The following is a 13,699-nucleotide window of genomic DNA, read 5'->3' as shown; positions in this document are numbered from 1 at the left end:
CGTATTCCGCGCTTCTGAGCGCGGGTGCGCTCGATTTCCCGCCGCGAAGTGGAGCGGCGCGCCTGGCCGGGCGGGGCGGGCCCACGACGTCGTGAGCCCGGACCTGCCCGAGTGGCTGCCGCTGCCCCTGCGGGCCTAGACTGTCCCGGACCCGCGCCCCGCTGACCGTGCTCTCGAGAGCCCCCGGAATCCGCGGATTCTCAACGAATTCTTCTGAAGGATGTGCCCTGCCGTGACCGAGACCCAGCAGTCCCACCTCGTCGAGGCGATCAACTGGAACCGCATTCAGGACGAGAAGGACGTGGAGGTGTGGAACCGCCTCGTCAACAACTTCTGGCTGCCGGAGAAGGTGCCGCTGTCCAACGACGTCCAGTCCTGGTCCCACCTCACGGATGAGGAGCGGCTGCTCTCCATGCGCGTGTTCACGGGCCTGACCCTGCTGGACACGATCCAGGGCACCGTGGGCGCCGTCTCCCTCATCCCGGACGCCATGACCCCGCACGAGGAGGCCGTCCTCACGAACATCGCGTTCATGGAGTCGGTGCACGCGAAGTCGTACTCCTCGATCTTCTCCACGCTGGCCTCCACCCCGGAGATCGACGAGGCGTTCCGCTGGTCCCGTGAGAACCGGAACCTGCAGGCCAAGGCCCGCCTGATCGTGGAGCGCTATGACGGCCAGGACCCGTACAAGAAGAAGATCGCCTCCACCCTGCTCGAGTCCTTCCTCTTCTACTCGGGCTTCTACTGGCCCATGTACCTCTCCGGGCACGCCCGCCTCACCAACACCGCCGACCTGATCCGCCTGATCATCCGCGACGAGGCGGTGCACGGGTACTACATCGGCTACAAGTACCAGCGGAGCATCGAGACCCTGCCGGAGGAGAAGCGGGAGGAGCTCAAGGCGTTCACCTTCGAGCTGCTGTTCGAGCTGTACGAGAACGAGGTCGAGTACACCCATGACCTCTACGACGCCGTCGGTCTGGCCGAGGACGTGAAGAAGTTCCTGCACTACAACGCGAACAAGGCGCTGATGAACCTGGGCTACGAGCCCATGTTCCCGGCCGAGACCACGAACGTGAACCCCGCCATCCTCTCCGCGCTCTCCCCGAACTCGGACGAGAACCACGACTTCTTCTCCGGCTCCGGCTCCTCCTACGTGATCGGCAAGGCCGAGAACACCGAGGACGAGGACTGGGACTTCTGATCCCGTCCGCCTGAGCCCCGTCCCGACGACGGCCGGTCGCCTCCCCGCGGAGGCGCCCGGCCGTCGTCGTCTCGCGGGGGCATCACACGTCGACACCCGGGCCCGCAGTATGACGCTGCGCGTCACCGCCCTGCCCGATGGAGCGCACACGCTGCGATACGCTTGGGCCCAGCTTCAGGAGAAGCGGCTGTGGACCCCGCCTCGGCGGGTCCACGTGGTCCCACGACGAGCCGCTCGCCAACCCCATGTTCACGGGTGGCAACGGACCGAGAAGCGGCCTGCCTCCGCTGCGTGCAGACCCCTCGAGGGGAGCCCGCGGTGACTGGGGACGGGCAAGAGCAGCGTTCGAAAGGATCCCGGCCTCCGGCTCGGGGCGTCTCTCGCCCCCCGCCCGCCGTGCTGTGCCCCGCGGGGAATCACCCACCGCACGGCCCACCCCGCACCGTTCCGCACCCGCCGTGCCCACCCGCGCCGGCGACGTCGCACCGTCCTCCAAGGAGAACCCCATGACGACCCCCTCGAACATCTCCCGCCGCTCCTTCGCCGGCCTGTCCCTGGCCGCCGTCGGCGCGTTCGCCCTGACCGCCTGCAACTCGCAGGCCGAGGAGAAGAGCGACGACGGCGCCCAGACCGTGCGCATCGGCGTCGTGTCCGAGAACGAGTCGCACCGCGCCCTGGTGAAGCTCGCGAAGGAGAAGCACGGCATCGACGTCGAGATCCGCAACTTCACCGAGTACACGCAGCCGAACCCGGCGCTGGACAACGGCGACATCGACATGAACTGGTTCCAGCACATCGCCTACTTGGCCGACTACAACCAGGCCTCCGGCAAGGACCTGACGATGATCGGGACCACCGAGATCATCCCGCTGCCCCTGTACTCCAAGAAGTACACGGACGTCTCCGAGTTCAAGAAGGGCGACACCGTCGCCATCCCGAACGACACCGTGAATCAGGCCCGTGCCATCAATGTGCTCGTCGCCGCCGGCCTGTTGAAGCTGTCCAATGAGACCATCCGCCCGGAGGTCCGCGACATCGACGAGGCCGCCTCCACCGTGACGGTGCAGCCCGTGGCCGCGCAGCAGACCGTGAACGCGCTCGAGTCCGTGCAGGGCGCGGTCATCAACAACACCTTCTCGGCGGACGCCGGCATCGACACGAACACCGCCCTGTTCAAGGACGACCCCGAGGACGACTCCGCCAAGCCGTACGTCAACGGCTTCGCCGTGCGTCGCGAGGACCGCGACAACGAGACCTACAAGAAGATCGCGGCCCTGTACCACGAGCAGCCCGTGCTGGATGAGTCCGCGAAGCTCTCCTCCGGCACGAGCGTGCCGGTGCAGCTCGACACCGCCCAGATCGACGAGACCCTGAAGCAGTACCAGGACGCGATCGCGAAGCAGGGCGCCTGATCCATGGCAGGTTCCCATACGTCCGACCGTGACGCGGTCACCCCGGGGCGCCCCTCCGCGGGCGCCCCGGGGGAGCCGGTCATCGTCTTCGACCACGTCAGCCGCGTCTACGCCGCCAAGAAGGGTGCCGGTGTGAAGGCCGTGGACGACGTCTCGCTCGCCGTGAACCGCGGCGAGGTCTTCGGCGTCATCGGCTTCTCCGGCGCCGGCAAGTCCACCCTGATCCGCATGATCAACGGGCTGGAGAAGCCGACGTCGGGCACCGTCACTGTGCTGGGCCAGCAGGTCTCCCATCTCTCCGAAGCGAAGCTGCGTCCGCTGCGCACCCGCATCGGCATGGTGTTCCAGCAGTTCAACCTGCTGACCTCCCGCACGGTGGCCGGGAACATCGAGTTCGCTCTGGACACGGCCGGCTGGCCGCGGTCCAAACGCCGCGCTCGCGTGGCGGAGCTGCTCGAGTTCGTCGGCCTGGCGGACAAGGCCAAGCACTACCCGGAGCAGCTCTCGGGCGGCCAGAAGCAGCGCGTCGGCATCGCCCGCGCCCTGGCCGCCGAGCCGGAGATCCTGCTCGCAGACGAGGCCACCAGCGCCCTGGATCCCTCGACGACGCACGAGGTGCTCTCCGTGCTGCGCCGCGTCAACGAGGAGCTCGGGGTCACGATCGTGGCCATCACCCACGAGATGGAGGTCATCCGCTCGATCGCCGACCGCGTCGCCGTGATGGACAGCGGCCGCGTGGTGGAGTCCGGCAAAGTCTACGACCTCTTCTCTCGGCCCGCCCACTCCGCCGACGCCGCGTCCTTCGTGGCCACGGCGCTCAAGGACCGGCCGAATGCCGAGGAGGTGGCCCGCATCCGGGCGCGCACCGAGGGTCGGCTGATCATGGTCTCGCTCAAGGACTCCGCCGCGGTCTCGGCGGTGCTCGGCACCGCATCGACGCGCGGCGTGGGCTTCGAGATCGTCCACGGCGGCATGTCCGCCACCAAGGACTCCGCGTACGGCCTGCTCACCGTGGCGCTCACGGGCGAGGCCGCCGCGGTGGACGCGTTTGTCGCGGACCTGGCCGGCGCCGGAGACGTGCAGGAGGTGCACCAGTGATCGACCGATTCCAGAACCTCGACTGGGGGTACTACGGCCCCGAGCTGATGACCGCCGTGGGGGACACCCTCTACATGGTCGGCTGGTCCTTCATCCTCGGCGGCATCCTCGGCCTGCTGGTCGGGCTCGTCCTCTACACCACGCGCCCGGGCGGCATCTTCGCCAACCGTGCCGTCTACCTGGTCACGAACTTCATCGTGAACCTCATCCGGCCCATCCCGTTCGTCATCCTCATCGCCGCCCTGCAGCCGCTGACCATCGCGGTGCTCGGCACCGGCATCGGCAACACCGCCGTGGTGTTCTGCATGATCTGGGCGTCCACGTTCGGCATCGCCCGCATCGTGGAGCAGAACCTCGTCTCGCTGGACCCCGGCGTGATCGAGGCCGCCCGCGCGATGGGCGCCTCCCGCATGCGGATCGTGCGCGCCGTGGTGCTGCCCGAGGCCCTCGGCCCGCTGATCCTCGGCTTCACGTTCGTGATCATCTCGCTCGTGGACATGTCCGCGATGGCGGGCATCATCGGCGGCGGCGGCGTCGGCAACTTCGCCATCGTGGAGGGCTACAACCGGTTCCGTCCGGAGGTCACCTGGCTGGCCGTGATCGTGGTGATCGTGTTCGTCCAGGCGCTGCAGCTGATCGGCAACGGCATCGCCCGCAAGGTCATGCGCCGCTGAACCCCGGCTCGGTCCGCACGACGACGGCCGGTGACATCCCGCGGGGACGTCACCGGCCGTCGTCGTCGTTCTGGCAGACTTCGGCCCATGACCGACATCACCTCCACCCCCGCGGCCTCCGTCGCCGACGATCCCCTGGCCTTCTACGTGCGCCTCGGCGAGCCCACCGTGGACGCCGACGGCGTCCGCACCTCCCGCGTGCGCTCCACCGTGCACGCCCAGGGCGCATGGCGGGAAGAGGAGATGCACATGGCCGCCGTCTCGGGCCTGCTGCTGCACGAGGTGGCCGCGCACGAGACCACTCCCGGGCTGCGGGTGGGACGGCTCTCCTACGACATCCTGGGCACGCTCTGGTCGGGCGAGCTCGAGGTGGTCACGCGCACCCTGCGTCCGGGCCGGACCATCGAGCTCGTCGAGTCCGTGCTCCACGCCCGGGGCCGCACCGTGCTGATCCTGCGGGCCTGGCTGCTGTCCACCTCGGACACCTCCGCCGTCGCCCAGCTGCCGGACGAGCCCCTCCCGCCGCGCTCGCAGGCGCAGTCGCACAACGCGCTCCACGGATGGGGAGGCGGGTACATCGCCTCCCTCGACGGCGTCGTCCTGCCCGGCCACGGGCCGGGCCACGGCCGGGTGTGGCTCACCACGGACCGCGAGATGGTGGCGGGGGAGAGCACGAGCGACCTGGTGCGCCTGATCAGCCTCACCGATGCGGCCAACGGGATCGCCCCCGCCCTGCCGGCGAAGCCGGGCGGGTGGTTCTTCCCCAACGTGGACCTGCAGATCCACCTGTACCGCGAGCCCACCGGCCACTGGCTCGGCCTCGCGGGGCAGGTCACGGTGGGCCCGGACGGCGTGGGCCTGACCAGCACCGTCCTCCACGACGACGACGGCCCCTTCGCCCACGTCGAGCAGACCCTCACCCTGCGCTCCTGGCCGGTCGAGGGCGGCCTGTGAGCCCAGCTCCCCGGCTGCGCTGGGCCGTGCAGGAGCGGACCCTCGGGGCCGCTGAAGACCTCGACTGGGCCATGGGCGAGCTGGCCGTCTTCCGCGCCGCCGCGGCCGAGGGAAGGGCCCTCGACGATCTGATCCGCGTCTACGTGCCCGAACCGACGGTCGCGTTCGGCCAGCGCGACGCGCGGCTGCCCGGTTTCGCGGCCGCGGCTGCGGCGGCCCGGGCCCACGGCTTCGCGCCGGTGGTGCGCCGGGCCGGCGGGCGGGCGGCGGCCTACCATCACGGCTGCCTGGTGGTGGACCACCTGAGCCAGCAGGAGGACGCGGCACTCACCCAGCAGGCCCGGTTCGCCGAGTTCGCCGACCTGTTCGTGCGGGCGTTCGCGCGCATGGACGTGCCCGCCTCCGTGGGCGAGATCCCGGGGGAGTACTGCCCGGGTGAGTTCTCCGTGCAGGGTCCTGCGCCGACCTACCCGGTGAAGCTGGCCGGCTCCGCGCAGCGCGTGGTGAAGGGGGCGTTCCTGTTCTCCACCCACGTGGTGGTGTCCGACCCCGCCCCGCTGCGGGCCGTGCTCGTCGACGTCTACCGGGAGCTCGGCCTGGACATGGACCCCCGCACGGCGGGCGCGGCCGAGGACGTGCGTCCCGGGGTGAGCGTCCCCGCGTTCGCCGTGGCCCTGCGGGAGGAGTACACGGCGTGGGCCGCCGCCGCCGGGCTCGAGGTCGTGGACGAGCAGCTCGCCGTCCTCGGCGCGGGCACCGCCGGCTGAGGGCACGGGCGGCCCGGCTGCGGGCGGCCCGTCAGGCCGTGAGATCCGCGATGATCTCCCGCTTGCGTCGCGGGGTGAAGCCGGCCGCCACGGCCGCCGCCCGGCGCGCCGCGTCCGTCCGGTACAGGGACCAGCCCCGCTGCACGAGGAACGGCACGGGCTTGCGACGCTCGGCGACATCGCGCACGAACCGGCGGGCCGCCGTCGTGGTCCGCGCCTGGTCGATGTACCAGGCCGCGTAGCGGACCCTGGCCCGGTCCAGGGCGGCGGGCATGCGCTCGGCGAAGATGCCCTCCGCCACGATCACCCCGCCCGGCTCGAGCGCGACGGTGCTGTGCCCGCGGACGGAGGACGTGGAGATGTCGTAGTCGGGCACGCGCGTGGCGCCCTCCTCGAGCAGTTCGACGACGGCGTCCACGGCCGCCTGCTCATCCCACGTTCCGGGGTGGTCCCAGTCGATCTCACCGTAGGGGGTGCGCGGGAACACGGGGCCGGGCCCGCCCGCGGCGCCGTCGTCGGACTGCGGACGGTAGAACGCATCGAGCGAGAGGTGGGGCCGGCCGTGCCGCCGGGCCAGGTAGGACTTGCCGGAGCCCGACGCGCCGCCGAGCAGGATCACGGAGGGAGGGGGCGAGGCGGGGAGGATGGTCACGGGGGACCATTCTTCCCCACCTCGGCGCGTCCTCAGTGGCCGCGGTCGATCCACTCCTGCAGGTGCGGCTTCTCCGTGCCGATTGTGGTGGAGTCGCCGTGGCCGGTGTGGACCACGGTGGCCTCCGGCAGCGGGAACAGGCGCTCGCGGATGGACTCGATGATCGTGTCGAAGTCCGAGTACGAGCGGCCGGTGGCGCCGGGCCCGCCCTGGAACAGGGTGTCGCCGGAGAACACGACGCCGGTCGGGGCGCCGTCGTCGCCGGCCTCGCCCAGCGCGGGGGCGTACAGGCAGACCGAGCCGGGGGAGTGGCCGGGGGTGTGCAGCACCCGCAGCTCGACGCCGGCCACGCGCAGGACGTCGCCCTCGGCGAGCGCGCCGTCGGGCTCCTCGTCGGGGAAGACGTCGTCCCAGAGCATGCGGTCTGCTGGGTGGAGCAGCACGGGGGCGTCCACCATCTGGCGGAACTCCTGGACCTGGCGGATGTGGTCGTCGTGGCCGTGGGTGAGGACGATGGCCAGCACCTGGCGGCCGTTCACCTTCTTCCAGACGGCCGAGGCGTCATGGGCCGGGTCGATGACGACGCACTGCTCCGCGCCGCCGACGATCCACACGTTGTTGTCCACGTCGAACGTCTCCCCGTCCAGGGAGAACGTGCCGGAGGTGACCAGGTGATCGATGCGCGCCATCAGAGCACCACCACCGAGCGCAGGACGTCGCCGGACTTCATCGTCTCGAAGGCCTCGTTCACCTCGTCCAGGGCGATGGTCTCCGTGACGAACTCGTCCAGCGGCAGGCGGCCCAGGCGGTACTGGTCCACGAGCATGGGGAAGTCGCGCTCCGGCAGGCAGTCGCCGTACCACGAGGACTTCAGCGCGCCGCCGCGGCCGAACACCTCCGGCAGGGGCAGCTTCAGCTCCATGCCGGGGGTGGGCACGCCCACCAGGACGACGCGGCCGGCCAGGTCCCGGGCGTAGAACGCCTGCTCGTAGGTCTCCGGGCGGCCGACCGCATCGATGACCACGTCGGCGCCGAAGCCGCCGGTCGCCGCGCGGATGGCCTCCACGGGGTCCTCGTCCTTCGAGTTCACGGTGTGGGTGGCGCCGAGCTCCTCAGCCTTGGCGAGCTTCTTGGCGTCGATGTCCACCGCGGTGATCGTGGTGGCGCCGGCGAGCTTCGCCCCGGCGATCGAGGCCACGCCGACGCCGCCGCAGCCGATCACGGCCACGGACTCGCCGCGCTTGACCTCGCCGGTGTTGATGGCCGCGCCGATGCCGGCCATGATCCCGCAGCCGAGCAGGCCGACCGCGGCCTGTTCCTCGGGCGTGTCGACGCCGTCGACCTGGGTGCACTGCTTGGCGTGGACGAGCGTCTTGTCCGCGAACGCCCCGATGCCCAGGGCCGGGGACAGCTCCGTGCCGTCCTCCAGGGTCATCTTCTGGGTCGCGTTGTGGGTGTTGAAGCAGTACTTCGGTTCGCCCTTCCGGCACGCGCGGCACTCGCCGCACACGGCGCGCCAGTTGAGGATCACGGTGTCGCCGACCTTGACGTGGTCGACACCCTCGCCGATCGCGGAGACCACACCCGTGGCCTCGTGGCCGAGCAGGTACGGGTACTCGTCGCCGATCCCGCCCTGCTGGTAGTGCAGATCCGTGTGGCAGACGCCGCAGGTCTTGATGTCGACGACGGCCTCGCCGGGTCCCGGATCGGGGATGACGATGGTCTCGATGGTGACGGGGGCGTCCTTCGCCATGGCGACGACGCCGCGGACCTTCTGGGACACGTTGTTCCTCCTGGTGGTGGGGATCTGCCCGATGCCGCGCATGCGTGGGGCGGCGCGACGTGCGGGCTCGTTCTGCCCATCCCATCACAGGTGTCTGTGCGACGCATCGGTGAGCAGCCGGGGGGCCTGGTGTGTGGTGTCGCCGCGGCGGCCGGGGGAGACTGCAACCTGACCCGCAGCACCGATGTGAACGGAGGGGCGAACCGTGGCAGGACATGGCAGAGACGAGGACGAGGCGTACGAAGCTCCGGAGGCTCCAGCCGGGGCTCCGGCCGGTGCCCGGAACGGCACCGGGGCGCTCGCTCAGTGGCGCATCCCACTGGTGGGGCTGCTGATCGGCGTCGGCCTGGGGGTGGTGTTCGGACTGGGCACCGAGAGGCCCTGGGGCACTGTGCTCGGCTGCGCGATGATGGGCTTCGCCCTCGGCATCGCGTGGATGTATGTCGAGCGTGGCCGGGACGGGAGGGACCGCTGACGTGTGCGGCCGCTACGTGATGGCCCGCGCCACGAGCGACCTGGTGGCCCTGGGCGATGCCGAGACGAATGAGGAGCTGGTGCTGCGCCAGAGCTGGAACGTGGCGCCGACAGCCGAGGTGCCGATCCTCGTGGCGCACGCGGACGACGGCGGTGCCGGAGGCACCCGTGGGGGCGACGGCGGTGCCGGGGTGACCCGGCGGATCCACGTGGCCCGCTGGGGCCTGGTGCCGCCGTGGGCGAAGGAGCTGTCCGTGGGGTCCCGTGCGTTCAACGCGCGCTCGGAGACCGTGGCCTGCAAGCCGACGTTCCGGGCCGCCGTCCGCGCCCGCCGCTGCGCCGTGCCGGTGGAGGGCTACTACGAGTGGAAGACGCCGGAGCCTGGCGCCAAGGGTCCCGACGGGCGGGCCGCGAAGAAGCAGCCCTACTACGTGCACCCGGCCGGGGCCGGGGACGGCGAGGGGCCGGTCATCTGGTTCGCCGGCCTGTACGAGTGGTGGCAGGACCCCGAGGCCAAGGCGGCGGGGGAGGACGCCTGGGTCCTCTCGACGACGATCCTCACCATGGCCGGGCCCGACGCGGACGACGACGATCCGGTGCTCGCCGCACTCGGCCAGCTGCACGACCGGCTGCCCGTGCCCATGGACGCCGAGACGATGGACCGGTGGCTCGCCCCGGACACGCTCGGGTCCGCCGAAGAAGCCGACGCCCTCGTGGGCGAGGTGTGCGCCGGCGCGTACGACGTCGCGGCGGGCTGGTCGCTGCGGCCCGTGGGGGGCGCTGTGGGGAATGTCCGGAACAACGGGCCGGAGCTGACCCAGGAGATGAGAGAGCAGCAGGGAACGCTGCTCTGAGGGACGGGGCGACGGGGATGACCTGCCCGTGAGGCGCGGAAATGCGACGCCGCGGCATCGTGATCGGATCGAGACGGATCCGAGACCGTCCTGAACTCCCCCTGAGAATGGGCTCTGCGTAGCGTGGGTGTCACCGGGCCGGCGCGAGCGCCGCATCTTTCGGCGGGGTGCCACGGTGAGGCCGGAGACGGTCATCTCCTGTTCACCCTGTCCGTGGACGGCACCCCGGTGGCCGCCGCTCTCTACGATGAGGCTGCCGGCACTCCGGAGGGCAACATAGGCCCCTCTGCCGGGCTCGTCTACGCGTGGGGCGAGCACAGCCTGGCCGACCCCGTGTTCGGGGACTACCCCGAGCGGTTCCTCACGCTGGAGCACGCCGAGCCGGGCGTGCTGCTGCCGTTCCGGTCCGAAGGCCTGGGCGACGACGCGGCGGTTGCGGAACTCTCGTGGGGTCCGCGCTGGGGTGCCCTCTGGCGCGACACCACGGTGGACTCCTTCACCGGGTTTCACTACCTCGCCGACGCGACATACCCGACCGACGACCGCCTCGTCCTCGACTGGTCGCTGGACGGGGTGACCGAGGGTGAGGACGTCATCATCACCCAGGACGCGGAGCGGTCCGCCGTCTTCGCACTCGTCGAGTTGCTCGCGGACGGGCAGAAGCCTTGGGCCCTGAACGTGCCGGCGGGGGAGGACGCCCCGTCTCCCGGCGAGGCGGACCCGGTGCCGCCCGCCGAGCAGGAGCCCGTCGACACTCCGGCTCCCGTGGCCGGGGAGGAACCGGGGGAGGGAACGGGCGGGGAGGAGACCCACACGACCCCGGACACGGTCGAGACCGGGCGTGAGGTTCCGGCGGGCGCGCTCGGAGCGCTCGCGGCCCTCGGCGCGGGACTCGTGCTCATGGCCCGGGGGCGGGTGCGCCGGGTCTGACACACCCGGCCGACGAGGGGGCCGCGGGGCGGTGGACGGGAGACCGTCGGCCGCCCCGCGGTCTGTGCTCAGCCGGCCGGAGCGGATTCGATGGGGCCGGTGCAGCCCCAGGCTGAGGAGTCGACGCTGCAGTCATCGGCGACATTGCGGGTGATGGTGCGCCAGATATTCGCGGTGACAGGGGCCGAGTCGAGGCTGATGGTGCCCGGGATGAGCACCCACTCGCCCCCGGCCTCCCGGTATTCGCCGATGTACACGGTGGTGAGGCGGACCGTGTACTGCCCGGTGTCCTCGTACACGTGGCTCGTGGGGGTGGGGACGTTGAACTCCGGCTGGCTCTGGCCTGCGACCGAGGTGGTCTTGGTGGGGGACCCGTCCCCGTAATCCCAGTGGAAGCTCACCGGCGTGGCGCGGAGTTCGACCTCGACCCCGTTGAGGGTGGTGACGAGCGTGCGCGTCTCGGCGTCTGCGTAGAAGTTCGTCTCCGCATTGCGGATCCCGCGTCCGCCATTGTCCGACCGGATCTCAGGCTCCAGCACGAGGAGCGTGCGGACCTCGTCGATGGAGACGGGCGGGGCGCCGTTGCTGGAGGCCTTGGCCGTCCAACATTTGGGGGCGCCATAGACGGGATTCGCATCAGGTTGACGGGTGTCTATGGTCTGCGCCCGGATCCATGAACCCTCGGGGCAGAAGTTGTCCTCCTGCTCTCGGCAGCTCTCGAAATCCGAGTTGCCGAGCTGCCCTGGGATGCACGCACTGACCGTCTTGTGCTCTAGGTGGGATGCCACGGGAGCCGACGAGTTTGCACCGTCTGTTCCAGGTGAAGAAATCTCCGACGGATCGGTGCAATTTACTTCAGACTTCACGGCGTTGTCGCCTATTCCATAGGAATTTCCCTGGGTGCCACATTTGACTACGGGTTCTTCGGAGGCGGCGGGCTGTGCAGTAAGGAGCAGGGAGGTAAGAGCGAAACCGCACAGGAAAAGCCTAGGTTTCATGCTGGTCATCCGGCTGGAGACTCGAGCGTCATGCTGTCTACGACCCAATGTCCAAGGTCACTTGAGTAGGAAAGTTCTGCAATCCACGGACTTTCAGGTGAGGCTGAAACCTCTCCGCCGGGAAGAATTTTTCCCTTGGAGTCACGGGCAGTCTCAGGGCTCAGATCGATGAGAAGTGTTGCTATATATCCGTCTGTAGATGGCTGGGTCGCCATGGAGGTGATGCTTGGGCCGTCGCCAGACATCCATCCGTCGTTCTCATATAGACCTGTCATTGACTGCTTGTACTGCTCGCAAAATTTGCAAGTCTTGCCTGATACCTCTTGCAGAGGTTGGGGCTCACCCGTCTGCTGCAGGAAATAAGTCGCCTCCCAGAAATAGCGAATCGCCGCCTCGGCGCCCTCCTTGGTCTCTTCCTTCATGGCGGCGGGCATCTCCGGCTTGGGCACGTTCTGAGCGGGACCGTCGGCAGATGCGGGCACGTATTCGCCGGACCTGCTCTCCGTGGCCGTGGGGGATGAGCTGACGCCCGCGGTCTCGCTCGTGCTCGCGGGCGCGGACGTCTCGACGGCGGGCTTGGCGGACGAGGGTGACGTCGTCGACGACTCGGCGGGCTCGGACTGCCCGCCACAGGCGGTCAGTGCGAGCGCCAAGGCCACGCTGAGCGTGCCGGCCTGGGCGAATCGGTGGCGGCGCAGGGCGCGCCCGGGTGCGGTGAGAGACATTTCCCCTCCAACTGGACGTCCGTCGTGTGTCCGCGCCTCCCGCGCTGATCCCGCAGCGCGGTGCCCGTGGCATGCGAGGCCCGGTTGGTTCGGAGTATACGCAGGCGGATTGTGGTCCTGCTCGCATTGTCCACAGGACCGTGCCGGCGCACTTCTTCCGGCCCAAGAGACGATTTTCTCGTGCATGTGCGCCCCAGGGTCGGGTCGAGGTCCGCGGTCAGGACTCGGTCCCTCCCATCCCGGGGGCCATGCGTCCTTAACGTGTCCGGCGGCCGCCCTACGTTCGCCTCCATCGCATTCGAACACATATTCGAGTACGATCGGGGGTGCGGCCCCACCTTCCCACTTCTTCCCCGCGTCCGGTCCGCCGGACGGGCCGCGCTCCCATCGCCCGACGGCACCCCGTCGTCGGTCCGGTCAGCAGTGCACAGGGAGAGAAGCAGAATGGGAGTCCTCACACAGTCGGTGGCGGTGGAGTGCGGGGCAGACGGCACCCCGCAGGGGCTGCGCTGGAACGGGCGGGACTACGTCCTCGCAGAGCGCCCCGTGCGCTGGTTCGAGCGGCGCCGCTGGTGGGCGGAGGAGGTCCGCGCGGAGAAGGGCCGCGGCGCCGGTCTCGTCGACCACGAGATGTGGCGGCTGCAGGTCCGCCTGGCCCGGGTCGGCGCCGCGCCCCTGCAGACCCTCGACGTCGCCCACCACCTGGACTCCGGCCGGTGGCGGCTCGTGCGCGTCCACGAGCACGCCCAGGACCTGAGGCGGTCGGCATGAGCCGGGCCACCGCGGCCGGACGCACCGCCGCACCCTTCGCCCACCTGCACGTCGCCTCCGCGTTCAGCGCCCACTACGGGGTCAGCTGGCCCGAGGACCTCGTGGCCGCCGCCGCGGCCGCGGACATGGACCTGCTGGCCTGCACCGACCGGGACGGGCTCTACGGCATGGCCAAGCACGTGGGCGCCTGCCTGCGCCACGGCATCACCCCGATCGTGGGCGTGGACCTGGCCGTCCGGTGGAGCGAGGACGAGAACGCCGGCCGCGTGGTCGTGCTCGCCCGAGGAGGCTGTCATGGCTCCGGCTACCGCTCCCTGTGCGAGCTCGTCTCCGCCGCCCACGCCCGCACCACCGGGGGAGCGGCAGGCGGCAGCCCGTGGGCCAGCGTCGCCGAGCTCAGACC

General features: G+C 70.3%; 16 protein-coding genes. 11 read left to right on the top strand and 5 right to left on the bottom strand.

The features are described from left to right. Window positions 1-220: 220 nt before the first annotated feature. The 6 genes from nrdF (at window position 221) to D8M29_RS00745 (ending at window position 6,109) form a co-directional block, all read left to right on the top strand. On the top strand, window positions 221-1,204 hold the full coding sequence (nrdF, locus tag D8M29_RS00770; protein ID WP_152743901.1) for a class 1b ribonucleoside-diphosphate reductase subunit beta: 984 nt from the start codon (window positions 221-223) through the stop codon (window positions 1,202-1,204). 506 nt (window positions 1,205-1,710) lie between these two features. Continuing rightward, entirely contained in the window at window positions 1,711-2,616 is a 906-nt protein-coding gene (locus D8M29_RS00765) for a MetQ/NlpA family ABC transporter substrate-binding protein (protein ID WP_073115374.1), read from the top strand. Window positions 2,617-2,619: 3 nt separating this feature from the next. Then, window positions 2,620-3,714, top strand: a complete 1,095-nt coding sequence (locus D8M29_RS00760; protein ID WP_078026103.1) for a methionine ABC transporter ATP-binding protein — start codon at window positions 2,620-2,622, stop codon at window positions 3,712-3,714. Next, the gene (locus D8M29_RS00755) at window positions 3,711-4,388 is read left to right on the top strand and encodes a methionine ABC transporter permease (RefSeq protein ID WP_036313181.1); all 678 of its coding nucleotides are present in this window, start codon (window positions 3,711-3,713) and stop codon (window positions 4,386-4,388) included. The genes D8M29_RS00760 and D8M29_RS00755 overlap by 4 nt, the downstream gene beginning before the upstream one ends. 87 nt (window positions 4,389-4,475) lie before the next feature. Beyond that, the gene (locus D8M29_RS00750; protein ID WP_127435177.1) at window positions 4,476-5,342 is read left to right on the top strand and encodes a thioesterase family protein; all 867 of its coding nucleotides are present in this window, start codon (window positions 4,476-4,478) and stop codon (window positions 5,340-5,342) included. Beyond that, window positions 5,339-6,109 carry a lipoate--protein ligase family protein gene (locus tag D8M29_RS00745; RefSeq protein WP_044659655.1) on the top strand — a complete coding sequence of 257 codons (771 nt, stop codon included), beginning with the start codon at window positions 5,339-5,341 and terminating at the stop codon, window positions 6,107-6,109. The genes D8M29_RS00750 and D8M29_RS00745 overlap by 4 nt, the downstream gene beginning before the upstream one ends. Before the next feature lie 31 nt (window positions 6,110-6,140). Here D8M29_RS00745 and D8M29_RS00740 read toward each other — a convergent pair whose 3' ends face one another. From D8M29_RS00740 to D8M29_RS00730, 3 genes are read right to left on the bottom strand one after another with little or no spacing between them, the layout of a single operon-like run. Next, window positions 6,141-6,761: a uridine kinase gene (locus D8M29_RS00740; protein WP_020628074.1), complete on the bottom strand. Its 621-nt coding sequence runs from the start codon at window positions 6,759-6,761 to the stop codon at window positions 6,141-6,143. Window positions 6,762-6,793: 32 nt separating this feature from the next. Continuing rightward, window positions 6,794-7,450 (bottom strand): MBL fold metallo-hydrolase, encoded by a 657-nt coding sequence (locus D8M29_RS00735; protein ID WP_004167600.1) that lies wholly within the window; start codon window positions 7,448-7,450, stop codon window positions 6,794-6,796. Further along, window positions 7,450-8,544 (bottom strand): S-(hydroxymethyl)mycothiol dehydrogenase, encoded by a 1,095-nt coding sequence (locus D8M29_RS00730; RefSeq protein ID WP_044659656.1) that lies wholly within the window; start codon window positions 8,542-8,544, stop codon window positions 7,450-7,452. The genes D8M29_RS00735 and D8M29_RS00730 overlap by 1 nt, the downstream gene beginning before the upstream one ends. A 205-nt stretch (window positions 8,545-8,749) precedes the next feature. Between D8M29_RS00730 and D8M29_RS00725 the strand changes: the two genes are divergently transcribed. The 3 genes from D8M29_RS00725 to D8M29_RS14050 all read left to right on the top strand — a co-directional run bounded on the left by D8M29_RS00725 (window position 8,750) and on the right by D8M29_RS14050 (window position 10,802). After that, complete coding sequence (locus D8M29_RS00725; RefSeq protein ID WP_044659657.1) at window positions 8,750-9,019, top strand: hypothetical protein; 270 nt, start codon at window positions 8,750-8,752, stop codon at window positions 9,017-9,019. Between the two features lies 1 nt (window position 9,020). Further along, window positions 9,021-9,872, top strand: a complete 852-nt coding sequence (locus D8M29_RS00720; RefSeq protein WP_044659658.1) for an SOS response-associated peptidase — start codon at window positions 9,021-9,023, stop codon at window positions 9,870-9,872. A gap of 213 nt (window positions 9,873-10,085) precedes the next feature. After that, the gene (locus D8M29_RS14050) at window positions 10,086-10,802 is read left to right on the top strand and encodes a hypothetical protein (protein WP_230278124.1); all 717 of its coding nucleotides are present in this window, start codon (window positions 10,086-10,088) and stop codon (window positions 10,800-10,802) included. Between the two features lie 68 nt (window positions 10,803-10,870). Here D8M29_RS14050 and D8M29_RS00705 read toward each other — a convergent pair whose 3' ends face one another. Beyond that, entirely contained in the window at window positions 10,871-11,590 is a 720-nt protein-coding gene (locus tag D8M29_RS00705; protein ID WP_230278125.1) for a PKD domain-containing protein, read from the bottom strand. 215 nt (window positions 11,591-11,805) lie between these two features. Continuing rightward, window positions 11,806-12,249 (bottom strand): DUF6318 family protein, encoded by a 444-nt coding sequence (locus D8M29_RS14435; protein WP_155643112.1) that lies wholly within the window; start codon window positions 12,247-12,249, stop codon window positions 11,806-11,808. 720 nt (window positions 12,250-12,969) lie between these two features. Between D8M29_RS14435 and D8M29_RS00695 the strand changes: the two genes are divergently transcribed. Together D8M29_RS00695 and D8M29_RS00690 are read left to right on the top strand one after the other, a co-directional pair. Then, entirely contained in the window at window positions 12,970-13,296 is a 327-nt protein-coding gene (locus D8M29_RS00695) for a DUF6504 family protein (RefSeq protein WP_004167593.1), read from the top strand. Next, the coding region (locus D8M29_RS00690) for a PHP domain-containing protein (protein WP_127445754.1) at window positions 13,293-13,699 on the top strand (407 nt) is incomplete at its 3' end. The genes D8M29_RS00695 and D8M29_RS00690, both read left to right, overlap by 4 nt.

Origin of the sequence: Micrococcus sp. HSID17227 (assembly GCF_003989405.1) — a bacterium.
Taxonomy (GTDB): domain Bacteria; phylum Actinomycetota; class Actinomycetes; order Actinomycetales; family Micrococcaceae; genus Micrococcus; species Micrococcus luteus.
Note: the sequence above shows the minus strand (reverse complement) of the source record. Positions and strands in the feature narration are given on the sequence as shown.

Coding starts and splice junctions, on each gene's coding strand:
- nrdF (WP_152743901.1), top strand. CDS start 221: ATGTGCCCTGCCGTGACCGAGACCCAGCAGTCCCACCTCGTCGAGGCG.
- D8M29_RS00765 (WP_073115374.1), top strand. CDS start 1,711: ATGACGACCCCCTCGAACATCTCCCGCCGCTCCTTCGCCGGCCTGTCC.
- D8M29_RS00760 (WP_078026103.1), top strand. CDS start 2,620: ATGGCAGGTTCCCATACGTCCGACCGTGACGCGGTCACCCCGGGGCGC.
- D8M29_RS00750 (WP_127435177.1), top strand. CDS start 4,476: ATGACCGACATCACCTCCACCCCCGCGGCCTCCGTCGCCGACGATCCC.
- D8M29_RS00735 (WP_004167600.1), bottom strand. CDS start 7,450: ATGGCGCGCATCGATCACCTGGTCACCTCCGGCACGTTCTCCCTGGAC.
- D8M29_RS00695 (WP_004167593.1), top strand. CDS start 12,970: ATGGGAGTCCTCACACAGTCGGTGGCGGTGGAGTGCGGGGCAGACGGC.